We start from the raw sequence: 21,087 nt of genomic DNA, 5'->3' as shown, positions 1-21,087 counted from the left end.
CTTCATGAAGCGCCTGCCTCTCTTCGCAGTCCTGCTGTGGCTCTGCATCGCCCTCGGCTCGGCCAACGCTGCGCCGCCGAGCTACCAGGATCTGCAGGCCAATCCGGGCGCCGTGCCGATGCAGCCGACCTGGCAATTGCGGCCGGTGGATGCATCAACGCCGCCCTGGAAAGACATCTTCGCGTTCACCACCGGCATCGCCCCGGACCGGATCGAACGCGTGCGTTGGCTGAGCCTGAATCCGGGAAAGAACAGCGAGCGCGCGCCCGCGCTGTTCGACGCCCTCGACGGGCACGTGCTGTTTCTTTCACCGACAGCGCGCAGCTTCTGCGACGGCCGCTGGCAGACGGCGTGGCTGGAAAGCATCGGCATCATCGGCGTCGGCACCGCGCTCCAGCCCGCGTTCAAGGTGTGGCTGGTGGAGCAAAAGCCCGGCGGCGGACAACGGACCACAGTAGGCATCGGGCGCATCGATGCGCAAGGGCAGTGGGCCGTGCCGCCAGTGAGTTGCGATGGCAAGGACACGACATCCATCGACTCTCCCACCGCTCTTTCCTACCCGATGCCCGACGAATCCAGGCCAGCGGCTTCCGACCTGCAGGTGGACACGGTCTACGCACAGCCCGGCCTGCGCGATGCCGCGGGGCAGTGGCGCACGCCGCCGCCGCCGCGCGACATCGCCACCGCGCAATGGATGGACTATCAGCGGCAGATGCCGACACCCGGCTCCACAGGCTCGGGCCTCATCGACGCGCGAGGCAGGATGGTGATCCCGTTCATCTTCGGCGGGCTGCCCGACGCGACGGCCCAGCGACGCATCCGGCTGTGCACCGCCGTCGGACTCGATCGCCAGCGCAACGCCAGCACGCCGCGCGCGTGCCGCTGGCAACGGCTGCATGGCAGCAACACCGACGCCGCACTGCGGCCGGCCAAGGACGTGGACACCGGTCGATGGGGCTACCGGAACGCGCAGGGCCAATGGGCGATCGCGCCGCAGTTCCAGGAGGCGCGAGCGTTCCGCCATGGCTACGCCGTCGTCGCGGGCGCGTTCCCCCAGGACTGGCGGCCGCCCGGGTGGCAGGACGAGCGGCCGATCATTCGGCAATTCCATCGCATGGGTCGCCACTGGGTGGCCGAAGCCCTGATGCGCAATACGTCAACCGCCGGTGCATGGGAGATTCGCTACGGCCTGCTCGACGATGCGGGGCAATGGCTGGCCGTCGTGCCGCAGCCCACGCTGCACGTGACCGTGCCGTTTCCGCCCGGTGGCCGCAGCAGCCACTATGCCGGGATGCTGGCGAGTCACCTGCCCAGGCTGCTGGGACGCGGCGTGCAGGTCGATCATGTGCCGCAAGCCACCGAGGCCGACTACCGCCGGCTGATGACGGAGGGCGGCAACGAGAAGGTCCTGCTCGCGGCGCTGAGGCTGCCGCGCGGAGGGATCGAAGGCGTGCACCAGGGCCCGCCGATCGATGCGCTGATGCAGTCCCTTCGCCCCGTCACGCTGCTGGCGTCGCAGCCGCTGGTGCTGGCCATCGACAGCGCGAGGGCCGACGCACTGGGCATTCACAGCACCGATGACCTGCTCGCCTACGCGCGGGCCCACCCCGGCAGCCTGCGCATCGGCACGGGCGAGGACGGCTGGACCGGTCATCTCGCCTTCGGCCAGTTCCGTGCGCTGAGCGGCGTCGACGTGCAACGCGTGGTCTTCAAGGGCATGTACCCCGACTCGGACGTCATCACGAAGGCGCATGCGGTGGACCTGCTGTTCGCGCCCGTGAACGGCGTGGCGGTTGCGGCGCGGCGCGGCCAGTTGCGCGTGCTCGGCACCACCGCCGATCCGGCGCACCCGCAGAGCTTCGACGGTGTGTCGTGGCCGACGCTGGCCTCGAGCGCGCCCTTGAGCGGCTACGCAACGTACGACCATTTCAGCCTCTGGGCACCGGCGAATTCGGATGCCGCGTCCAATCGCACCGTGCAGGAAGCCGTGGCCCAGGTGCTCGCCAGGCCCGAGGTGCGAAAGCAGCTGCAGGACCTTCAGGTGGTCGGCGGAGGCGGTTCGCCCGAGAGCTTGCTGGCGCTGGAGGACGAAGAGCGCGAACGCTGGGTGCGTGCGCTTTCTTCGTCGGCGCGTTGATGGCCGCGAACATGCCCTCGCAAACCCGGCCAGCGGCCATCCTCCCCGCAATCACGAAGACCGGTAGCGCTCCAGCCAATGCGCGTAAGGCGCGGGCAGGGTCCAGGCCGCCTTGTCCACGCCGAGCTCGAGCGCGGCGCGGTACGGCCAGTGCGGATTCGCGAGCAGCGGCCGGCCCAGCGTGACCAGGTCGACGGTGCCGCCGGCGACCAGCTCGTCCGCCTGCCGGGGCTCGCTGATGAACCAGCTCGTGGTGGCGGGCAGGCCCGTTTCGCGGCGCACGCGCTGCGCGATCGGCGCCATCAGCGCCGGGCCCCACGGAATCTTCGCGGTGGGCGTCGAGAAGCCGATGCTGACGTCGATGAAGTCGAGGCCGGCCGCCTTGAGCCTGCGCACGAGCTCGATGCCTTCCTCGAGGTCGTCCTGGCCGGCGAATTCGGTCACGCCGAAACGGGCCGCCAGCGGCAGCCGTTCGGGCCAGACCTCGCGCACGGCGGCGAGCGTCTCGATCAGGAAGCGCGCGCGGCCTTCGAAGTCGCCGCCGTAGGCGTCGGTCCGCTTGTTGGACCAGGTCGAGAAGAAGCTCTGCGCGAGGTAGCCGTGCGCGAAATGCAGCTCGAGCCATTCGAAGCCCGCGTCGAGCGCGCGCCGGGCCGCGGCCACGAAGTCGGCCTTGACGCGCTGGATGTCGGCCAGGGTCATGGCCTCGGGCACCTTCGGCAGGCCGCCGCCGAACGCGACGGCCGAGGGGGCGATGGTCTGCCAGCCGCGCGCGTCGTCGGCGGCGATGTGGTCGTCGCCTTCCCAGGGCCGGTTGGCGCTCGCCTTGCGCCCGGCGTGGGCGATCTGGATGCCGGGCACGGCGCCGGCGGCCTTGACCGAGGCGACGATCTTGCGCCATTCGTCGGCCTGCGCGTCGGTCCAGATCCCGGCGCATCCGGGCGTGATGCGGCCCTCGGGCGAGACGGCCGTGGCTTCGGCGATGACCAGGGCCGCGCCACCGCGCGCGAGGCCCGACAGATGGACGTGGTGCCAGTCGTTGACCACGCCGTCGACGGCGGAGTACTGGCACATCGGCGAGACGACCATGCGGTTTTTCAGCGTGACATCTTTCAGAGTGAAAGGCGAGAAGAGGCTTGGCATCGGATCCCTGGAGAAGGTGTGAAGAACAAGGATTGATCGTACATTAGTTCGATAACTATCGAACAATAGGACAAAAGCCGATCCGTGCTATGGTCGCGCGATGCGCAGCCTCAACCATCCGGCCCTCGACGATGTCTCGCTGACCCAGGTCCTCTATGCCCTGAGCGATCCCGAGCGGCTGCGCGTGGTGCACGAGCTCGCCGGCTGCGGCGAGGCCAGCTGTGCCGCGCTGGGCGGGGGCAGGGCAAAGTCGAGCATGTCGCATCACTTCAGGGTGCTGCGAGAGGCGGGGATCGTGCGTACCCGCACCGACGGCCCCGCGCATGTGAACGAGCTGCGCCGCAAGGAAGTGGACAAGCGCTTTCCCGGCCTGCTGAAGGCCGTGCTCGCGGCCCAGGAGCCGGCCGCGAAGCAGGGCTGAGGGCGCTGCCTCAGACCCGCTCGAAGCTCTGCACCTGCTTCGAGACCACCCAGTCCGTCGTCAGGCTGTTGAAGCTCTGGAAGTGCGCGCTCGCCAGATGCGCGTCGAAGGCCGCGCGGTCGTCGTAGACCTCGTAGAGGAAGACATGGTCCGCGTCCTCGGGCGCCACGCAGACGTCGAACTGCCGGCAGCCGGGCTCGTGCTCGACCGAGCGCGAGGCGTTGGCCTTGATCTCGCGGAGGAAGTCTTCCCGGTGTTCGGGGGCGATGTGGAAGTGGACGGTGACGATGTGCATGGCGAATGGATTCTCGATGGATCAGAAGACCGGCCGTAGATGCGCATCGGCCGCAGGCTCGAAGTCGCTCATGCGGATGCGCCGGCCGCTGCGGTGGGATTCGTAGACGGCTTCCTGGATGCGCAGATTCTGCAGATAGTCCGAGGCGTTGTTCTCGGGCGCGATGCCGCGCTCCAACGCGTCGAGCACATGGGCCTGCAGGGCGGCCACCGCGCCGCCGCCGAATTCGCTGGACGGCCCGCTGTCGTAGGCAAGTTCGGCCTCGGGCTCGCCATGCGGCTTGAGCCACAGGCGCGCATCGCCATCGAGCCGCAGCACGCCGCCTTCGCCCTCGAGCCACATCTCGCCCATGGTGCGGCGCTGGTTCGCGGCCGGGTGTTCGTTGAGGCGATTGCCGTCGATGAGGCCGATGGCATCGCCGGCGAAGCCCAGTTCGATCGTGGCGGCATCCTCGCCCTGGATCGCGGGGTTGAGGCGCCGCAGCCGCGCCGAGACATCGGCCGCCTCGCCGAGCAGGAAGCGGAAGCTGTCGATCAGGTGGATGGCGGTCTCGGCCACGAGCAGCCGCGGCATCTGCTGGAAGTAGGGCTGCCGGTCGAGGTAGGCGCGTGGCCCCTGTCCGTCACCGGGCCGAAGCCGGAAGCTCGCGCCGTGCAGGCGGCCCAGCCGTCCCGTGTCGATCAGCCGCCGGGCCTCGCGGAACCAGGGCATGAAGCGGAAGTTCTCGTGCACGACCAAGGGCACGCCGGCTCGCGCGAAGCGTTCGCTCTGCTCGCGTGCCTGCGCGTAGTCGGTGCAGAAGGGTTTCTGGCAGATGGTCGCGATGCCATGCGAGAGCGCCTGCGGCAGCAGCGTCGCATGGCTGGCCGGCGGCGACACGATGTCCAGCAGCGTGGGCGCCGTGGCGTCGAGCATCTCGTCGAGGCGCGAGAAGGCGCGCGGCACGCCGAAGCCGCGGGCGGCCTCGGCCGCGCGCTCGGGCTGCGCATCGCAGAGCCCGACGAGCTCGACACCGGGCAGCGCCTGCCATGCGCGCAGATGGAACTGGCTGAAGTAGCCGGCGCCGACCACTGCAACCCGGTGGCGTGTGCCGCCGCGCGCCTCAGGCATGGCGCAGCTGCTCCAGCACCGCCTCGGTGATCGCGCGCGTGCCGTCGCCGCCGCCGAACTCGAAGGGCAGCACGGCGCCGCCCGCGAACACGGCCTCGACGGCCCGCTCGATGCCGCGTGCCGCATCGCCCAGGCGCGCGTCGCCATGCCGTTCGGCCAGCCAGTCGAGCATCATCGCGGCCGACAGGATCATGGCCGTGGGATTGGCCTTGCCCTGGCCCGCGATGTCGGGCGCGGTGCCGTGCGCGGGCTGGAACAACCCATGCCGCTCGCCGAGGTCGGCCGAGGGCGCCATGCCCATGCCGCCCACCAGCGCGGCGATCAGGTCCGAGAGGATGTCGCCGAACATGTTCTCGGTCACCAGCACGTCGTAGCTCCACGGCTTGAGCACGAGGTTCAGCGCCATCGCATCGACATAGGCGCTGTCGGCGCCGATCGCCGGGTGCCGCGACGCGACGTCCTCGAACACCTCGCGGAAGAAGGCCATCGACTCGAAGACATTGGCCTTGTCGACGTTGGTGACCCGGCCCGCGCGGCCCAGCCGCTCGGCGCGCCGCTGCGCGAGCTCGAAGGCGAACGCGCAGATGCGGTCGGTGCCGTGGCGCGTGATGCGCATGGTGTCGAAGACCTCGACGGTGCGGCCCTGCGCATCGCGGCGCGCATCGCCGCGCCCGCGCGCATAGAACAGGCCCTCGGTGTTCTCGCGCACCAGCACCAGGTCGATCTGCTGCGCGCGCGGGTCCGACAGCGGCGTGCGCAGTCCGCGGAAGGTACGGATCGGCCGCACGCCCGCGTAGAGGTCGAAGTGGAAGCGCAGGTCGAGCTGCGGAATGATCTCGGTGCCGTCGCTGCCGCGCACGTGCGGCAGGCCCATGGCGCCGAACAGGATCGCGTCGGCGCGCTCGCACACGGCCAGGGTCTCGTCGGGCAGCGCGACGCCGCTGTCGAGGTAGTGCTGGGCGCCCGCGGGGCGGGTGTCGAGCTCGAAGCCGATGCCGGCCCTGGCGCCCGCCGCATGCAGCATCTGGGCCGCCGCGTCCATGACTTCGCGGCCGATGCCGTCGCCGGGCAGCACGGCGATGTGGTGGCTGGCCTTCATGCCGCACCCCCGGTGATTTCCTTGAGCTTGCCGAAGAAGGCCTTCTTGCGCGCCGAGCCGATGCGCCAGTCCACCGGCAGCGACTGGAAGCCGTCCTCGAGCTTCTCGCGCGAGCGCCGGTAGTCGAAGTAGCCCCAGCCCGCATAGCCCTCGACGGCCGCGAGCAGGTGGTTGTCCTCGTGCTCGAAATCGAAGTGGTCGTCCTCGTTGTAGAAGATCGGCTGGCCGCGGTAGGCGGGCGAGTTGCGCAGGCGCAGCAGCTGCAGCCGGATGCCGTCGGGGTTCGACTGCTCGCGTCCCGCGAGGCCGTTGACGTGGTTGCCGTGCGGCAGCAGGAAGTCGCTCGCGCCGATGATGTTGTGCGCGTCGGTGCGCGGCTTCAGCAGGCTCGCGCCCACCAGCAGCCGGCCGGCCGGCGTGTCGAGCCGCCCTTCGGAGCGCCGCTGTGCCTGTTCGATCAGCTCGTGGCAGCGCGGCGCCTCGATGATGCGGTGGTGGTAGACGGTGTGGTCGATCTCGTTGCCGATCTCCAGCAGCACGTTGCGCGCACCTTGCGCCACCAGCCAGTCCACGCTCTGGTCGACCGCGCGGCGCACCGCCTGTTCGTCGGCCAGGTGGCGCGTGGCGGGGCCGTAGAACAGGCCGAGCACCACCACCATGCCGAGCCGGTCGGTGGCCTCGAGCACGCGTCGCAGCCGCTCGGCCCACGCGGCCTTGAGCGTGCCGTCGGCCTCGAAGGCGCTGATGGTCCAGGGCTGGATCTGCGAGTAGCCGTGCGGGCTGCCGCCCTGCAGGTTGAGGCACACGCCCAGCAGGCCGTGCGCGCGGTACTCGGGCAGTGCCTCGCAGAACTCGCGCGTGTTGCGATCGGCGTCCCACGGACCGTCGCGGTAGGCCCAGACGCCGCGCGTGCTCGGGTTCTCGTCGTCGGCGATGGCGTTGGCCATGCGGCTGTTGAACAGCAGGCCCTGGATCTTCTGGTCCTTCCAGTGCCGGCCTTCGTAGGTCGGCCGGCCATTGATGAGGATCTGGTCGCCCTGGATCGAAACGGTGGTGTCGCTCATGCTCTCTTTCAGTCTGCGGTGATGCCCGCGGTTCGGATGACGTCGCCCCAGACGGCGCTCTCGTCCTTGATGCGCTGCGTGACGGTCTCGGGCGAAGCCCATTTGGCGACAGCGCCGCGCTCGGCCATGAAGTCGGTCCAGTCCTTCTTGTCGACCACGCTCCTGGCGGCGGTGCGCAGCTTCTGCAGCACCTGCGGCGGCGTCCTGGCCGGTGCCAGCAGCGCCTGCCAGCCGATGGCCAGCAGCTTGGGGAAGCCGGCCTCGGCGGTGGTCGGCACGTCGGGCAGGTAGGACACGCGCTGCGGTCCCGTGACGGCCAGCACGCGCAGCTTGCCGCTCTCGACCTGGCCCTTGACCTGGCTCACGTTGTCGATCATCAGGTGCATGCGGCCCGCGAGCATGTCCTGGATCGCCGGGCCGGTGCCCTTGTAGGGCACGTGCACCATCTGCAGCGACTCTTCCTTCTTGAAGAGCTCGAACACGATGTGGGCCAGCGTGCCGACGCCGCCCGAGGCGAAGTTCATCTCGGTCTTGGGCGCGCGCGCCAGCGCCACGAATTCCTTGAGCGTCTTCACTCCCAGCGAGGCCGGCACGATGACCGCCTGCGGCGTCTCGGTGATGCCGGTGATCGGCGTGAACTCCTCGAGGTAGTTGGGCACGCCCGACTTGTAGAGGAAGGGGTTGTTGGTCGCCATTGCCGAGTTCATCTGCAGCAGCGTGTAGCCGTCGGCGGGCACGCCGGTGGCGACGTACATCGCGGCCAGGTTGCCGTTGGCACCGGCCTTGTTCTCCACGATCGTGGCCTGGCCCAGCGCCTCGCCGAGCCGCTGCGCGAGCGGGCGCGCCACCAGGTCGACGCCGCCGCCGGCCGAGAAGCCCACGACGATGCGCACCGGGCGCGAGGGATAGTCGTTCTGCGCGAAGGCCCGCGGCCCCAGTGTCGCGGCCAGGGGCGCGGCGGCGCCCGCACGGATGAAAGTCCTGCGTTTCAAGTCTGTCTCCTGTCGATTTTTGGATGGGGCCCTGCATGGCGCCCCCGGGGTGCATCAGAGATGCTGGAAGCGGTAGTGCTCGAAGATGGCCAGCAGCTCGCGGCTCGCGCGCCGGCGGTGCTCGAGGTTCACGCGGGCGGCGCCTTCGGCGTCGCCCTCGCGGATGCGCTCGACCAGTTCCATGTGTTCCTGCGTCGAGTTGTGGGGCACGGGCCGCAGCCGCAGCGAGACCATGCGCGCGCGGTGCGCGCGATCCCAGTGGTTGAAGACCGCGTCGGCCAGCAGCTTGTTGCCGGCCATGGTCACGAGCTGCGCATGGAAGGACTCGTCGGCCCGCGCCCAGGCGTCGAGGTCGTTGGCCTGCAGCGCGGCGGCCATGGTCTCGGTGGCCTCGACCAGCGGCTGCAGCTCGGCCGCGTCGGGCTTCCTGCGCGCCAGGCTCTCGGCGGCGGCGCTCTCGAGCGCGCCGAGGATCTCGTAGATCTCGCGCATGGCCGTCGGCGACACCGGCAGCACGCGCATGCCGCGGCGCGGGATCACCTCGATCAGGCCTTCGCCATGCAGCCGCATCAGCGCTTCGTGCACCGGCGTGCGGCTCATGCCGAGCTGCAGCGCGATCTCCTGCTCCATCGCCTGGTAGCCGGGCGCCCAGACGTTGTCGAGGATGCGGCGGCGGATCGCCTGGTAGGCGCCATCGACGAGCGTGGTGGTGTCGGCGCCCGCGGCGGTGGTGGTGGGCTTGGTGTTCATGCGTGGTTCCAGTGAAGGGGCGGCAGGCCGGCGACCGGCATGCGCACGGTGGCCAGCGTGTCGCCGAGCAGGCAGCCCAGGTAGCCGGTGCGCAGGTCGGGCCCGCCGAAGGCGAGGCTGGAGATGTTGCGCAGCGTGTGGCCGTGCACGGTGTCGAGATGCTCGCGGCCCATGCGGTGCTGCTGGAAGGCGTCTTCCACCGCGTCGAGGCGCGCCGGGTCGGCGTCTTCGAGCAGCACCGACTGCGCGCCGTCGCGGCCGACGCGGATCAGGCGGTTGCTCACGATGCTCGTGATCCAGAAGTCGCCATCGACGTCCTGCGCCAGGCCGTCGGGAAAGGTGCCGGCGCCGAAGCGGGCCACGGTCTCGCGAGTGCCCAGCGAACCATCGGGCCGGATCGCGAAGCGGGAGAGCCGGCGGCCGAAGGTCTCGTTGACGTAGAGGAAGGCGCCGTCGCGGTCGACCAGGCACTCGTTGGTGTAGCCCAGGCCGTCGGCCACGATGCGCGCGCCGCGCGCGTCGACCAGCACCACGAAGCCATCCGCCACATCGTGGCGATAGCCGAGCGCGCGCGGCGTCTGCCGCGTGCTGACCGTGATCCAGAGCCGGCCCTGTGCATCGGGCAGCACGAAGTTGGTCGGCGGCAGGTCGAGGCCGTCGACCGTGCGCAGCAGCGGTTGCACCCGGCCGTCGCGCTCGAGCGCGAACACGCCGCCGGTCTGCGCGCCCAGGTGGGCGATCAGGAAGCTGCCGTCGGCGCGCAGCGCGATGCCGTTGGGCTTGAGGACCTCGCCGTCGATCTCGTGGCCGAGGTAGGCGGTCTGGGTGCCGTCGGGATGGATGCGCGTCACGCCGCCGCGCCAGTCGGCGCAGTAGAGATCGCCGGCGCGCGTGGCCAGCACGCATTCGGGGCGGTGCAGGCCGGTGCCGGTCCAGGCGGCGCCGGCGGGGGAGAGGCGCGGGATGTCAGGGGGTGGGGTGCTCATGCATTTATTAATGTATGCATTGATGCACGCGTCACTATCTGGGGTAAACCCGGGGCACGCGCATGCGTCCGAAGTCACGAAGCGGGTCGATGAGGCTGGAGAGCCGCGTGGGCTCGAGGGGAGTGCCCGCTCAGGGCGTCTTGCCGCGACCGGATTTCCTGGCGCCCTCGGCCCGCGCCGTGGGTGCCGAAGCCTGGCTGGCCTGCAACTGCTCCACCCACAGCAAGGTGTCGACGTAGGTCATGAAGCGGTTGAGGTACTCGGGCGAGAGGTCGCGCATGAGGATCAGCGCACGGTGCACGAGATGGTGCGAATTGAGCGGACCCGCGTTCTCGGGCATCTTCGCGAGCGACTGCGTGAGCCGGCGATCGGCGCTCAGGCGCGACCAGGTGCCGCGGAAGTAGCGCATGGTCTTGAGTTCGGCGGGTGCGGCGGCGGCGGACGGTGCGGGGCTCGCTGAAGTGGCGTGAGCCGGCACGGCACTACCGCTGGGTGCCGGTGCTTCCTCGGGCAGCGGCGACTGGCGCGCGATGTGTTCGACGAGCTCGGCGAGCGCGCTGCGCGGCAATGGCTGCGACGTTGCGGCCACCGCCTCCGGCACCGCCTTCTCGAAGTCCTCGCCATACGCGCTCAGCAACTGCCGCAGCCGCTCGTCGAGCAGCCGCCTGGCCTCGCCACGCTGCACCGCGGTGCGCTTCGCGAGCGTCTCGATGAAATGCAGCCGCACGGGATCGAAGCGCTCGGCCCCGCGCGCGCGCCAGGCCGCGACGACCGCGAGCGGGTCGTCGTTCGCGTCGATGGGCGCGTCGTTACTCACGGGCCTTCGCTGCGGGGCCGGTGGTGCTCGCCGCATAGGACGGCCGCGGCGTCGGCGCCATCTCCACGCGCCGGTTCTTCGCGCGGCCATCGGCATCGGCATTCGAGGCCACGGCCTGTTCGGCGCCGAAGGCCGCGGCGAACACCGCGGAGGAGGGCACGCCTTCCTCGATCAGCGTGCGGGTCACGGTCAGCGCGCGCTGGGCCGAGAGCTCCCAGTTGTCGGCGAACAGGCGCGCGCCCTCGCGCATCTGGCGGTTGTCGGTGAAGCCGCTCACCATCAGGATCTCGTCGCGCGAACGCAAGTAGGTGGCCAGCGGCGCCGCGAGGCTGCGCAGCACCTGCCGGCCCTCGGGCTGCAGGTCGGCGGAGTTGAAGGCGAACAGCACGCTGCCGCTGATGCCGATGCGCCCGTTGTTGAGCGTGACGCGGCCCGCGGCCAGCGGCCCGGCCAGCGCCTTCTCGAGCGCCTCGCGGCGCTGCGCCTCGGCCTGGCGCTGCTTGACCTCGGATTCGAGCCTGGCCGCGAGGTCGAGCTGCATGCCGATCGCGCAGACCAGGATCAGCACGAAGGCGCCGAGCAGGCCCGACATCAGGTCGCCGAAGACGGCCCAGACCGGCACGCTGGTGTCGAGACCGGCGTCGTCGATGTCCGCGTCCTGGCGCATCACGCCTCGCTGGCCACGGCGGCGGGCTGCCGGCTGGCGATCTGCTGCAGGTCTTCGACGATCTGCTTCTGCGACATGATGCTGAGGTCGATGACCTCGCGCGCCTGCGCCACGTAGTAGGCCAGCTGTTCGTCGCTGCGCGCCATCGACTTGCCGAGCGCGCCTTCCACGCGCTGCAGGTGCGCCACCAGCTTGTCGTTCGATTCGCCGAAGCGCTGCACCGCGAAGCCGAAGGTCTCGCCGAGGCTCGCGACCTCGACCGCGCTGCCCGTGACCTGCGCGGCCACCTCGGCCATCTTGCCGGTCTGCGTCTCCACCTGTTCGGCGAAGCGGCTGCCCGCGCGTTCCATGGCCTCGGCCGAGGCAGCCACCAGCGCGTCGACCGCGCTGCGCTGCTCGGTGGAGGCATGGTTGACCGCGTCGAGCAGCGTGCCCAGCGTCTCGAGCAGGCGGTTGCGTTCCTCGAGCATCGCGTTGTCGCGCGCCATGCTGTCCGACAGCTTCTGGCGCAGTTCCGACACCACCTCGGCGGCGGCGCGCGGCGCTTCGGCGGCGGCTTGCAGCAGTTGGGCGATCTCGGTGACGGTGCGCTTGGCATGCGCCTCGTTCTGCGACGACATCTCGCCGGCGGTCTTCGTCAGCGCATCGAGCAACTGGCGCTGCTGGTCGGCGCTGTGCGCACCGGCCTGCTGCCATTCACGCTGCAGCGAGGCGGCCATGGACTCGAGCGATCCGGTCCAGGCGGCGAGGCGCTGTTCGTCGCGCGACGAGAGGTCGGCCTGCGTCTCGAGCAGCTTCTGTTGATGGTTCAGCGCATGGGCGCCGGCCTGTTGCCATTCCTGCCGCAGCGACGCGGCCATGGCCTCGAGCGAGCCGGTGAAGGCCGCGAGGCGCTCCTCGTCGCGCGCGGCGAGGTCGGCTTGCGTTGCGAGCAGCTTCTGCTGATGGCCCAGCACATGGCTGCCCGCCTGTTGCCATTCCTGCTGCAGCGACGCGGCCATCGCCGCGAGCGAGCGGGTCCAGGCCGACAGCCGTTCCTCGTCGCGCGACGAGAGATCGGCCTGGGTGTCGAGCAGCTTCTGCTGGTGGATCAGTGCCTGCGCGCCGGCCTGCTGCCATTCCTTCTGCAGGGCCGCGCCCATCGAGGTCAGCGATTCGGTCCAGGCCGCGAGCCTTTGCTCGTCGCGCGCGGCCAGTGCAGCCTGCAGCTCGCCCTGCGCGTCGCCCACGGTGCGCAGCAGCGAGGCCGCATGCGCCTCGAAGGCCGTGGCGGCGGCCGACAGCGCCTGCTGCGCGTCGCCCGAGAGCCTGTCGCTCGTCTCCTGATGCCGCGCCAGCGCCTGTTGCCAGGTGTCGGACACCTTGCCGACCGTGGTCTCGAGTTGCGTCGACACGCCATCGACCAGCGCGGTCGAGCGCTGCTCGAAGCTCTGCGCGAAGCCTTCGAGCGAGCCGCGCAGGTCGCTCGACAGCGCCTCGCTGGTGCGCTGGTGCGCGGCGAGCGCGCCCTGCCAGGTGTCGGCCACGCGGCCGGTGCTGGCCTCGAAGCGCGACGACAGACCCTCGAGCTGCTGCTGCACCGTCTGCGCGATGCTGCCGTGCAGCGAGGCGGTCTCGCGCGCGATGCCGGCCATGGTGGCCTCGACCACCGGCTGGATCGCGGCGCCGGCGACGCGCGCGCTCTCGATCAGGCTGTGCTTGAGCGACTGGTCGACCGAGCTCGCGAGGCCCGCGTAGACCGCTTCGGCCTTGCCGTGGAACTCGGCCTGGTTGCCGATCAGGCGCTCGCTGAGCACCTGGGTCTGGCGCTCCATCGCGCCCATCATGGCCTGCAGCTGGCCGACCAGCTCGGGCACCAGGTCGGCCTGGCGCTGCAGCAGCTTGAAGGATTCGTCGCGCCGGTGCGCCTGCGAGTGCACGCGCAGGGTGCTCGCGATCTTCGCGTCGAGCGCCTGCGAGGCCTGCAGCCGCTCGCGCCGGCACAGCGCCGACACCAGGCCCAGCGCCGCCGAGGCGGCCACGCCGGCCACCGAGGTGCCGAAGGCGAGGCCGAGGCCGCGCACCGGGGCCGAGAGCGATTCGCGGATCGCCTCGAGGTCGGTCGCGCCCTGCAGCGCCGCGCCGGTGCCGTTGAGCGTGACCACCATGCCGAGGAAGGTGCCGAGCATGCCCAGCAGCACCAGCAGGCCCGCGAGGTAGGGCGCCAGCGCCGGCCCGGGCAGGCCCACGCGTTCGCCCTCGACGCGCAGGCGCACCGCGTTGCGCAGCGAGGGATGCAGCGAGGCGAGCCAGTCGCCGAGGCTGGCCGGGGGCTCGGACAGCGCGTTCGTCGCCTGCACCAGCGAGCCCGTGGCCTGCTGGAAGCGGTGCAGTTCGAGCCCGCCCATCAGGTAGAACGCGGCCACGAGCCCGGTGACGGCCAGCGCCAGCGTGTTCGTGCCGATGTAGCCGGCGCCGACCCAGCCGACGACGGCCAGGCCCGCGACGAACACGGCGTGATGGAGAAATCGGGTCATGTGTATCCAGTCAGCCCTTGTGACCGGCGCGCAGGGCTTCGAGCAGCCCGTCGACCGGTTGAAATCGAAAGTCCAGTTCGGCCTGCAGCACGTCCTGGATGTCCTTGCGGAAGACCGCGAGCCAGTCGGCATGGCCGCCGGCGGCGTTGTCTTCCGCGCCCGTTTCCTCGTCCTGGCGGGCCTTGCGCAGCCGCGCGAAGCGCTTCTCGAGCGCCGCCGGCACGCTCGCCAGCAGGCTGCGTTCGCGCGCGCCCAGCACCTGTTCCATCACCACGTCGACGGCGGCGAGCCGCGCCATGTCGTGCGAACCGGCCGCGAGCCGCGCGCGCAGCCGGCCGCGCAGCGGGCCGATGGCCGTCTCCATCGCCTGCTGCCGCGCGAGGTAGCGCTGGCGCATCGGCGCGAAGTCGGGCGGCGTCTCGGCGTCGGCGGTGGCCGCGCGTGCCTTGGCGGGCGCGAAGTTGCCGTCCTCGGCGATCGCCTGGGCCAGCGCGGCGCGCACGCGCGCGCATTCGCTTTCATCGGCGCGCACCGAACCCCGCGGGGCCGGCGGCAGGCTGGCCGGCGTGCCGTTGAGGGCGGCCGACAGCGAGATCGCGTCGGTCCAGCCGAACCATTGGCTCAGCCGGTCCGCCGAAGCCTGTTCGGATTCGCGGATGTCGCCATCGGTCAGTCGGGAGAGCAAGCGGACGAGCGCCGAACCGTTGAAACCAGTGCGCTGTGGAACGTGCGCCATGCCAGAGTCGGAAAAACCCGGCAGTCTACACCGCCGACCCTCGGGGGAATCCCGGGGCCGGGCCCGCTGGCAGTGGCGCGGACGGCGTTTCGCCAGGGGCGGCGCGGGCCAGCGAGCGGGGCGCGAATTTGTATCGAAATCCAACCTGCCCGTGCCGGGCCCGGCGCTCAGGCCGGGGGCTTGGGCAGCGCGTGTGCGAGCAAGGTCACGGCCGCCTCGACCGGCCGGTCCACCGCCAGGCCTTCGGCCCAGTCGAAGCGCAGCCCTTCGAAAGCCGCCCCGCCGGGCACCAGCCGCCTTGCGCCGGCCGCTCGCGCGCGGGCCGACAGCGCGCGCACCTGCGCACGGAAGCGCTCGGGATCGGCGCGCAGCGCCGCGCCGTCGCCATCGAGCGCGAACACGCCCGCCAGCAGGTGCGACGCGCCGCCGGCCGCCACGCAGTCCGTGAGGATCGGCACCCAGGCCGCGCCCGCCGTGAGGATCGCAAAGCGCTCGCCGCGTTGCCGCGCGGCCAGGATGGCGGCCTCCGCCAGGCCGGTCACGGGCACGCCGGCGCGCTCGCGCAGCACCGCGAGCCCGGGGTCGCCGAAGCAGGCCAGCAGGATGGCGTCGGCGCGCGGCGCCTCGGCCAGCAGCGCGGGCATCGCGGCCGCTGCCGCGTCGTAGCTGGGCCGGTCCTTGATCACCGGCGGCCCGGCGGAGGCGGTCCAGCCGATGGCCCGCAGGCCCGGCGGCAGCAGCGCGCGGGCGGCCGAGACCACGGCCTCGGTCATCGCCTGGCTGGTGTTCGGGTTGAGCACCAGCAGCGTGGCGTCGCTCATCGCCCCTCGTCCGCGGAGGGGGCCGCATGGGCGGCGCGCTGGCCGGCCCACATGCGCAGCAGCACGCCCACCACGTCCTGCGAGGGCGCGGCCGCGCCGGGTCGCAGCCGGGTCTCGACCAGCGACAGGTGCGAGCGCATCGCGCGCGCGGCACCGCCGCCGTCGCCCTTGAGCAGCGAGGTGAAGATGTCGCGGTGCTCGTCGCAGGCGCATTGCGCCGAATGCGGCGCCTCGTACATCGCCACCAGCATCGAGGTCCGGCTCACCAGCTCCTGCATCTGCTGCAGGATGAAGGTGTTGCCCGTGGCCTCGGCCAGGATCATGTGGAAGTCGGCCGACAGCCGCACCGAGGTGGCGCGGTCGCCCTCGGCCAGCGCGGCCTGCTCGCGCTCCATGTGCTCGTCGAGGCGGCGCAGCGCCTCGGCGCCCGCGTTCTGCGCCAGGTGGGCGACGATGCCGCCCTCGAGGATGCGGCGCGCGTCGTAGATCGAGCGCGCCTGCTCGAGCGAGGGCGCGGCCACGAAGGCGCCGCGGTTCGGGATCATCTCGATCAGTCGGTTGGTGCCCAGCCGCAGCAATATCTTGCGGATGCGCTCGCGGCTCACGCCGAAGACCTCGGCCAGCGCGGTCTCGCGCAGCGGTGCGCCGGGCGCCAGCGCGCCGGCCAGCAGCGCGCGCGAGAGCGTGTCGTAGACCGCGTCCTCGCGTTCCTTCATGCGGTGCTGCCCTCGCCGGTGTGCGCCAGCCAGTGGCGGGCGATGCGTTCGCGGCTGGTCACCCAGGCGCCGCCCTTGTCGTGGAGGTGGCGCAGGATGCGCTCGAGCGCGCCGATGCGCCCCGGTCGGCCGATCATGCGCAGGTGCAGGCCCACCGACAGCATGCGCGGCGCGTCGCCGCCCTCGCGCCACAGCCAGTCGTAGGCGGCACACACGTAGTCGGCGAAGGCGTCGCCGGTATCGAAGCGCTGGGTGTTCTGGAACTGCATGTCGTTGGTGTCGAAAGCATAGGGCAGCACGAGGTGCGGCCGGCCATCGACCGCCACGCGGTAGGGCGTGTCGTCGTTGTAGGCGTCGCTGTCGTAGAGGAAGCCGCGTTCCACCAGCAGGCGGCGCGTGTGCGGGCTCGGGTTGGAGCGCGTGTGCCAGCCCACGGGGCGGCGCCCGGTGGCGGCCTCGATCGCGGTGCAGCAGCGGTCGATGGCCAGCCGCTCCTCGTCGAGCGTGAGGTCGATGCCGCGCTCCCAGCGCCAGCCATGCGCCGAGACCTCGTGGCCGGCCTGCGACGCATGCCGCGCCAGCCACGGCGAGCGCTCCACCGCGCGGCCGCAGGCGCTGAGCGTGAAGTGCCCGCCATGCTGCTCGAACAGGTCGGCGATGCGCCAGTAGGCCACGCGCGTGCCGTATTCGAAGTGGCTGTCGATGCAGCGGTCGGGCACCGGCTGGCCGTCGATCACCTCGTAGATGGCCTCGTTGCGGCTGTCGCCGTCGGTCATGGAGAACTCCGCGCCCTCCTCGAAGTTGACGACGAAGGAGACGGCCACGCGCGCCGCCTCGGGCCAGCGCACGGCGGGCAGGTCGCGGCCGTAGCCGATGAAGTCGCGCGTGGAGGGTGGAGTGGAAGCAGGGGATGAATCGGCCATGGTCAGAACTGGGCCAGCCGGCGCAGGCCGACCAGCCTTTCGGCGATGAAGAGCACCACGGCGGCCAGCAGGATCAGGCAGGCCGAGATGGCGGCGATGGTGGGGTCGGGCGACTCCTCCAGGTAGTGCAGGATCTCGATCGGCAGCGTCTTGCTGCGCGCGTCGGTCAGGAAGATCGAGATCGGGTAGTTGTCCATCGAGGCCAGGAAGGCGAACAGCCCCGAGGTCAGGAAGGCCGGCGCCAGCGCCGGCACCATCACCTGCAGCAGCGCGCGCGGGCGCGACAGCCCCAGGGTCTGCGCCGCCTCGAGCAGCCGGGTGTCGAACAGCGCCAGGCTCGCATGCACCGTGCGCGTGACGTAGGGCAGGGTGATCACCACGTGCCCGATCAGCAGGCTCCAGAACACGTTGGCGAGCCCGACCGCGCGGAAGGCCTGCAGCAGTGCCACGCCGATCACCAGCCCCGGCATCATCAGCGGCGAGACCAGGAAGGCCAGCAGCGCCTCGCGGCCGCGGAAGCGCCCCTGCTCGATCGCGATCGCGCACAGCGTGCCGAGCACCAGCGCCGCCAGCGTCGCGCCCGCGGCCACCGCGGCCGACAGCAGCACGGTGTCGGCCAGGCCGTCCTTGGCCAGCATCGCGCGGTACCAGCGCAGCGACCACTGGCCCTCGGGCAGATTGAACACCGGCGAGGGACTGAACGAGACCAGCACCACCACCACCAGCGGCGCGAGCATGAAGACCGCGGTCGCTGCCATCAGCAGCCCGCCCGCGATGCGGTTCCAGCGCGCGCTCATGCCGTGGCTCCTTGCTGCTGCGCGCGCGCCTGCAGCCGGCGCGTGAGCAGCGTGCTGCCCACCACCACCGCGACCGCGATGGCCAGCAGGATCACCGCCAGCGTCGAACCCGACTGCCGGTCGCGCATGAACAGGTAGGCGCGCGCCAGCAGCGCGGGCAGCGTCTGGTAGCGGTCGCCCACCAGCAGCGCGGGGATCACGTATATCGACACCGCCATCGAGAACACGAAGGCCGAGCCCGCGACCACGCCCGGCAGCGACAGCGGCCAGGTCACGCGCACGAAGGCATGCAGCGGCTTCGCGCCGAGCGTGGCGGCGGCCTCGGCCAGGCGCGAGTCGATCTGGCGCGCCACCGTGAACACCGGCAGCACCATGAAGGGCAGGAACACGTGCACCGCGGCGATCACCAGCCCGCGCTCGTTGAACAGCAGCCGTGCCGGCTCGTCGACCAGCCCCAGGCCCAGCAGCACCTGGTTGACCAGGCCGTTGCTGCGCAGCAGGATGGTCCAGGCGAAGCTCTTGACCACCACGCCCACCGACAGCGGCAGGATCAGCGCGAGGAACATCAGCCCCTGCACCGGCAGCGAGGCGCGCGCCATCGCGAAGCCCACCGGGTAGCCGATCAAGAGGCACAGCAGCGTGACGAGCAGCGCGATCTTCAGCGTGTTCCAGACCACGACCGCGCTGAAGGGATCGGTCGCGAAGCGCGCATAGCCCGCGAGCGAGAAGCCGCCTTGTTCGCCCTGGAAGCTGGTGGCCAGCAGCGCGGCCAGCGGCAGCACGAACAGCAGCACGAGGTAGCCCGTGCCCGGCACGGCGAGCCAGCCCGGCGATCCTTCGGCGCGGCGCATGGCGCCGCTCATGGCGCCGCCTCGGCCGCGAACAGCAGCGTGTCGGCCACCGGCCATTGCACCGACAGCGTCTCGCCGGGGCGCGGCGCCAGGTCGTCGTGCGCCGGGAATTCCGCGAGCAGCGTCGCGCCGCCGCCGGGCGCGCTGAAGTAGACCAGCCGGTTGGCGCCGCGGTAGACGGTCTGGCTCACCACCAGCGACAGCCGGTTCATGCCCTCGGCCGCGGGCTGCGGATCGCGCGAGGCGCGCAGCCGCTCGGGGCGCACGCCCACCAGCACCTCGTGGCGCAGGCCGCCCGCGCCGACGTCGCGCGCGCGCTCGGCCGGCACCTCGATCTCGCCGCAGGCGGTGCGCACGCGCGCGCCGTCGAGCGTGCCGCGCCATTGCGAAGAGAGGCCCACGAAGTTGAGCGCGAACTCGGTGCGCGGCTGGCCGTAGATGTGCTCGGGCACGTCGAGCTGTTCGATCGCGCCGCGGTTCATCACCGCGATGCGGTCGGACATCACCAGCGCCTCTTCCTGGTCGTGCGTGACGAAGATCGCCGTCATGCCCGCGTCGCGCAGGATCTGGCGCAGCTCGACCTGCATGGTCTCGCGCAGCTTGCGATCGAGCGCCGACAGCGGCTCGTCGAGCAGGATCAGCCGCGGTCGCGTGGCGATCGCGCGCGCCACCGCCACGCGCTGCTGCTGGCCGCCCGACAGCGCCGAGATCGGCCGGTCCGCGAGCGCCGCGAGCCGCACCGAGCGCAGCGCCGCGTCCACCGCCGGCGCGAGCTCGGCGCGCGGCGTGCCACGGGCCTTCAGGCCGAAGGCGATGTTCTCGCTGACCGTGAGGTGCGGGAACAGCGCATAGCTCTGGAACACCACGCCGATGTTGCGCTGGTGCGCGGGCAGCGCGGTCACGTCGCTGCCGCCCACGCGCACCGTGCCGGCGTCGCACGATGCGAGCCCGGCGACGATGCGCAGCAGCGTGGTCTTGCCGCAGCCCGAGGGGCCGAGCAGCGACACGAATTCGCCGGAACCCACCTGCAGGTCCAGCCCGTCCACGACCGTCTGCGCGCCGTAGCGCTTGACGATCCCGCTCAGTTCGAGGGTGCTCATGCGACGCGCCTCACAGCGCCATCTCGCGGTCCCAGCGCTCCACCCAGGCCTTGCGGTTCTCGGCGATGTAGGCCCAGTCGGGAATGAACACCTCGCCCTTGGGCAGGCCGGCCGGCGCGGCCACGCCGGTGTTGGTGGGCATCGCGAGCGAGATCTCGGCGATCTGCTGCTGCCAGGCACCGAGCATCGCCTCGACGAAGGCATTGGCGAGGTCGGCCTGCGGCCCGCCCCTGACCTTGGCGATGCCGGTCGGCATGGCCATGCCGCCTTCCTTCGGCAGCACGAAGTCGATCGGCGCGCCCTTGGCCTTGCGGTCGAAGGCGTTGAATCCGATCATGCCCGCGATGGCCGTGGCCTCGCCCTGCTCGAGCAGGTTCAGCGCCTGCGGCAGCTGGGTGTAGACGGTCAGCAGGTTGGGCTTGAGCGCCTTGAGCTTGCGGAACGCCGCCTCGGGCTGGTACTGCGCATCCTTCATCGGCTTGCCGGTCTCGAGCGCGGCCGCCACCAGGAACATCGACAGGCCCTCGGTGTTCTGCAGCGAGGGGATCACGACCTTGCCCTTGTTGGCCGGCTCCCACAGCGCCGCATACGAGGGCAGTTGCTTGAGCTTGCCCGTGTTGACCGCCACGCCGGTGGTCGACTGCATGTAGTTGGCCCACATGCCGTCCATGTGGACCGTGCCGGGCTTGAGCTTCGCGAGGCTGGGGATGTCCTTGGCGGTGAGTGGCTCCAGCACGCCTTCCTTGACGGCCGGGATCATCACCGGGTCGTCCATCAGCACCACCGACATGTACTGGCGGCCCTTGTTGTTGACCATCTTCTCGAGGTTCACGAGCGAGCGCGTGCCCTCGAAGATCACCTTGCAGCCGGTCTGCTTCTCGAACACCGGGATCAGCGGATCGAGGAAGGCCTTGTGGCTGCCCGCGCCGCCGACCACGAGTTCGCGGCCCTTGCCCTGGGCGCGCACCCAGGCCGGCGCGGCCAGCGTGGAAGCGGCGAGGAGTCCCTGCCCGAAGGCGCGGCGCGAGAGGCCGGGTGCTGAGCGATTCATCTGCATGTCCTTGGGGGGCGATGCCCCAAATGGGTGGATGGAAGGCCGTGGCAGCCGCCAGTCAGCCCAACAATTGTGCGCTCTTCAAAATAAAT

Annotated in this window: 21 protein-coding genes; 2 read left to right on the top strand and 19 right to left on the bottom strand. The window is 71.1% G+C overall.

Going from position 1 to position 21,087, the window contains the following annotated elements:
• The first annotated feature begins 4 nt into the window (after nt 1–4).
• Nucleotides 5–2,137 (top strand): tripartite tricarboxylate transporter substrate-binding protein, encoded by a 2,133-nt coding sequence (locus KV106_RS36600; protein WP_261216800.1) that lies wholly within the window; start codon nt 5–7, stop codon nt 2,135–2,137.
• Between the two features lie 51 nt (nt 2,138–2,188).
• Here KV106_RS36600 and KV106_RS36595 read toward each other — a convergent pair whose 3' ends face one another.
• Complete coding sequence (locus KV106_RS36595; RefSeq protein WP_261216799.1) at nt 2,189–3,280, bottom strand: NADH:flavin oxidoreductase/NADH oxidase; 1,092 nt, start codon at nt 3,278–3,280, stop codon at nt 2,189–2,191.
• Between the two features lie 100 nt (nt 3,281–3,380).
• Here KV106_RS36595 and KV106_RS36590 point away from each other — a divergent pair, with 100 nt between their 5' ends.
• Nucleotides 3,381–3,701, top strand: a complete 321-nt coding sequence (locus KV106_RS36590) for an ArsR/SmtB family transcription factor (protein ID WP_093345369.1) — start codon at nt 3,381–3,383, stop codon at nt 3,699–3,701.
• Nucleotides 3,702–3,711: 10 nt separating this feature from the next.
• On the opposite strand, the gene KV106_RS36585 is transcribed toward KV106_RS36590, so the two are convergent.
• The 18 genes from KV106_RS36585 to KV106_RS36500 form a co-directional block, all read right to left on the bottom strand.
• Nucleotides 3,712–3,996 (bottom strand): putative quinol monooxygenase, encoded by a 285-nt coding sequence (locus tag KV106_RS36585; RefSeq protein WP_261216795.1) that lies wholly within the window; start codon nt 3,994–3,996, stop codon nt 3,712–3,714.
• A 21-nt stretch (nt 3,997–4,017) separates the two neighbouring features.
• Nucleotides 4,018–5,106 (bottom strand): Gfo/Idh/MocA family protein, encoded by a 1,089-nt coding sequence (locus KV106_RS36580; RefSeq protein WP_261216794.1) that lies wholly within the window; start codon nt 5,104–5,106, stop codon nt 4,018–4,020.
• The gene (locus KV106_RS36575; RefSeq protein WP_261216793.1) at nt 5,099–6,205 is read right to left on the bottom strand and encodes an isocitrate/isopropylmalate dehydrogenase family protein; all 1,107 of its coding nucleotides are present in this window, start codon (nt 6,203–6,205) and stop codon (nt 5,099–5,101) included. Before KV106_RS36575 ends, KV106_RS36580 begins: the two co-directional genes overlap by 8 nt.
• On the bottom strand, nt 6,202–7,269 hold the full coding sequence (locus tag KV106_RS36570) for a hypothetical protein (RefSeq protein WP_261216791.1): 1,068 nt from the start codon (nt 7,267–7,269) through the stop codon (nt 6,202–6,204). The genes KV106_RS36575 and KV106_RS36570 overlap by 4 nt, the downstream gene beginning before the upstream one ends.
• An 8-nt stretch (nt 7,270–7,277) precedes the next feature.
• Entirely contained in the window at nt 7,278–8,261 is a 984-nt protein-coding gene (locus tag KV106_RS36565; RefSeq protein ID WP_261216790.1) for a Bug family tripartite tricarboxylate transporter substrate binding protein, read from the bottom strand.
• 54 nt (nt 8,262–8,315) lie between these two features.
• Entirely contained in the window at nt 8,316–9,011 is a 696-nt protein-coding gene (locus KV106_RS36560) for a GntR family transcriptional regulator (RefSeq protein WP_261216788.1), read from the bottom strand.
• A complete protein-coding gene (locus KV106_RS36555) occupies nt 9,008–9,997 on the bottom strand; it encodes an SMP-30/gluconolactonase/LRE family protein (RefSeq protein ID WP_261216786.1) in 990 nt (329 codons plus the stop codon). The genes KV106_RS36560 and KV106_RS36555 overlap by 4 nt, the downstream gene beginning before the upstream one ends.
• A gap of 130 nt (nt 9,998–10,127) precedes the next feature.
• Entirely contained in the window at nt 10,128–10,814 is a 687-nt protein-coding gene (locus KV106_RS36550) for a DUF2894 domain-containing protein (RefSeq protein WP_261216784.1), read from the bottom strand.
• Nucleotides 10,807–11,481 (bottom strand): OmpA family protein, encoded by a 675-nt coding sequence (locus KV106_RS36545; RefSeq protein ID WP_261216782.1) that lies wholly within the window; start codon nt 11,479–11,481, stop codon nt 10,807–10,809. Before KV106_RS36545 ends, KV106_RS36550 begins: the two co-directional genes overlap by 8 nt.
• Nucleotides 11,481–13,997 (bottom strand): DUF802 domain-containing protein, encoded by a 2,517-nt coding sequence (locus KV106_RS36540; RefSeq protein ID WP_261216780.1) that lies wholly within the window; start codon nt 13,995–13,997, stop codon nt 11,481–11,483. The genes KV106_RS36545 and KV106_RS36540 overlap by 1 nt, the downstream gene beginning before the upstream one ends.
• Nucleotides 13,998–14,007: 10 nt before the next feature.
• A complete protein-coding gene (locus KV106_RS36535) occupies nt 14,008–14,733 on the bottom strand; it encodes a DUF3348 domain-containing protein (protein WP_261216778.1) in 726 nt (241 codons plus the stop codon).
• 167 nt (nt 14,734–14,900) lie between these two features.
• Nucleotides 14,901–15,554 (bottom strand): aspartate/glutamate racemase family protein, encoded by a 654-nt coding sequence (locus KV106_RS36530; protein ID WP_261216776.1) that lies wholly within the window; start codon nt 15,552–15,554, stop codon nt 14,901–14,903.
• A complete protein-coding gene (locus tag KV106_RS36525; RefSeq protein WP_208508723.1) occupies nt 15,551–16,270 on the bottom strand; it encodes a GntR family transcriptional regulator in 720 nt (239 codons plus the stop codon). Before KV106_RS36525 ends, KV106_RS36530 begins: the two co-directional genes overlap by 4 nt.
• Nucleotides 16,267–17,193: a polysaccharide deacetylase family protein gene (locus tag KV106_RS36520; protein WP_261216773.1), complete on the bottom strand. Its 927-nt coding sequence runs from the start codon at nt 17,191–17,193 to the stop codon at nt 16,267–16,269. Before KV106_RS36520 ends, KV106_RS36525 begins: the two co-directional genes overlap by 4 nt.
• A 2-nt stretch (nt 17,194–17,195) precedes the next feature.
• Nucleotides 17,196–17,990, bottom strand: coding sequence for an ABC transporter permease (locus KV106_RS36515; RefSeq protein ID WP_057590137.1), 795 nt, complete (start codon nt 17,988–17,990; stop codon nt 17,196–17,198).
• Nucleotides 17,987–18,853, bottom strand: coding sequence for an ABC transporter permease (locus KV106_RS36510; RefSeq protein ID WP_261216770.1), 867 nt, complete (start codon nt 18,851–18,853; stop codon nt 17,987–17,989). Before KV106_RS36510 ends, KV106_RS36515 begins: the two co-directional genes overlap by 4 nt.
• Nucleotides 18,850–19,941 (bottom strand): ABC transporter ATP-binding protein, encoded by a 1,092-nt coding sequence (locus KV106_RS36505; protein ID WP_261216768.1) that lies wholly within the window; start codon nt 19,939–19,941, stop codon nt 18,850–18,852. Before KV106_RS36505 ends, KV106_RS36510 begins: the two co-directional genes overlap by 4 nt.
• 10 nt (nt 19,942–19,951) lie before the next feature.
• On the bottom strand, nt 19,952–20,992 hold the full coding sequence (locus KV106_RS36500) for an ABC transporter substrate-binding protein (protein WP_057590187.1): 1,041 nt from the start codon (nt 20,990–20,992) through the stop codon (nt 19,952–19,954).
• Nucleotides 20,993–21,087 lie beyond the last annotated feature (95 nt).

This window comes from Variovorax endophyticus (assembly GCF_025376855.1).
Taxonomy (GTDB): Bacteria; Pseudomonadota; Gammaproteobacteria; order Burkholderiales; family Burkholderiaceae_C; genus Variovorax.
The sequence above is the reverse complement of the archived record's forward strand: the minus strand, read 5'-3'. Positions and strand labels throughout refer to the sequence as shown.

What these genes read in the sequence shown, in the direction of transcription:
- KV106_RS36545 (WP_261216782.1), bottom strand. Translation starts at nt 11,481, where the DNA reads ATGCGCCAGGACGCGGACATCGACGACGCCGGTCTCGACACCAGCGTG.
- KV106_RS36595 (WP_261216799.1), bottom strand. Translation starts at nt 3,280, where the DNA reads ATGCCAAGCCTCTTCTCGCCTTTCACTCTGAAAGATGTCACGCTGAAA.
- KV106_RS36590 (WP_093345369.1), top strand. Translation starts at nt 3,381, where the DNA reads ATGCGCAGCCTCAACCATCCGGCCCTCGACGATGTCTCGCTGACCCAG.
- KV106_RS36555 (WP_261216786.1), bottom strand. Translation starts at nt 9,997, where the DNA reads ATGAGCACCCCACCCCCTGACATCCCGCGCCTCTCCCCCGCCGGCGCC.
- KV106_RS36570 (WP_261216791.1), bottom strand. Translation starts at nt 7,269, where the DNA reads ATGAGCGACACCACCGTTTCGATCCAGGGCGACCAGATCCTCATCAAT.
- KV106_RS36500 (WP_057590187.1), bottom strand. Translation starts at nt 20,992, where the DNA reads ATGAATCGCTCAGCACCCGGCCTCTCGCGCCGCGCCTTCGGGCAGGGA.
- KV106_RS36525 (WP_208508723.1), bottom strand. Translation starts at nt 16,270, where the DNA reads ATGAAGGAACGCGAGGACGCGGTCTACGACACGCTCTCGCGCGCGCTG.
- KV106_RS36505 (WP_261216768.1), bottom strand. Translation starts at nt 19,941, where the DNA reads ATGAGCACCCTCGAACTGAGCGGGATCGTCAAGCGCTACGGCGCGCAG.
- KV106_RS36540 (WP_261216780.1), bottom strand. Translation starts at nt 13,997, where the DNA reads ATGACCCGATTTCTCCATCACGCCGTGTTCGTCGCGGGCCTGGCCGTC.
- KV106_RS36585 (WP_261216795.1), bottom strand. Translation starts at nt 3,996, where the DNA reads ATGCACATCGTCACCGTCCACTTCCACATCGCCCCCGAACACCGGGAA.
- KV106_RS36560 (WP_261216788.1), bottom strand. Translation starts at nt 9,011, where the DNA reads ATGAACACCAAGCCCACCACCACCGCCGCGGGCGCCGACACCACCACG.
- KV106_RS36600 (WP_261216800.1), top strand. Translation starts at nt 5, where the DNA reads ATGAAGCGCCTGCCTCTCTTCGCAGTCCTGCTGTGGCTCTGCATCGCC.
- KV106_RS36515 (WP_057590137.1), bottom strand. Translation starts at nt 17,990, where the DNA reads ATGAGCGCGCGCTGGAACCGCATCGCGGGCGGGCTGCTGATGGCAGCG.
- KV106_RS36535 (WP_261216778.1), bottom strand. Translation starts at nt 14,733, where the DNA reads ATGGCGCACGTTCCACAGCGCACTGGTTTCAACGGTTCGGCGCTCGTC.
- KV106_RS36520 (WP_261216773.1), bottom strand. Translation starts at nt 17,193, where the DNA reads ATGGCCGATTCATCCCCTGCTTCCACTCCACCCTCCACGCGCGACTTC.
- KV106_RS36575 (WP_261216793.1), bottom strand. Translation starts at nt 6,205, where the DNA reads ATGAAGGCCAGCCACCACATCGCCGTGCTGCCCGGCGACGGCATCGGC.
- KV106_RS36580 (WP_261216794.1), bottom strand. Translation starts at nt 5,106, where the DNA reads ATGCCTGAGGCGCGCGGCGGCACACGCCACCGGGTTGCAGTGGTCGGC.
- KV106_RS36530 (WP_261216776.1), bottom strand. Translation starts at nt 15,554, where the DNA reads ATGAGCGACGCCACGCTGCTGGTGCTCAACCCGAACACCAGCCAGGCG.
- KV106_RS36510 (WP_261216770.1), bottom strand. Translation starts at nt 18,853, where the DNA reads ATGAGCGGCGCCATGCGCCGCGCCGAAGGATCGCCGGGCTGGCTCGCC.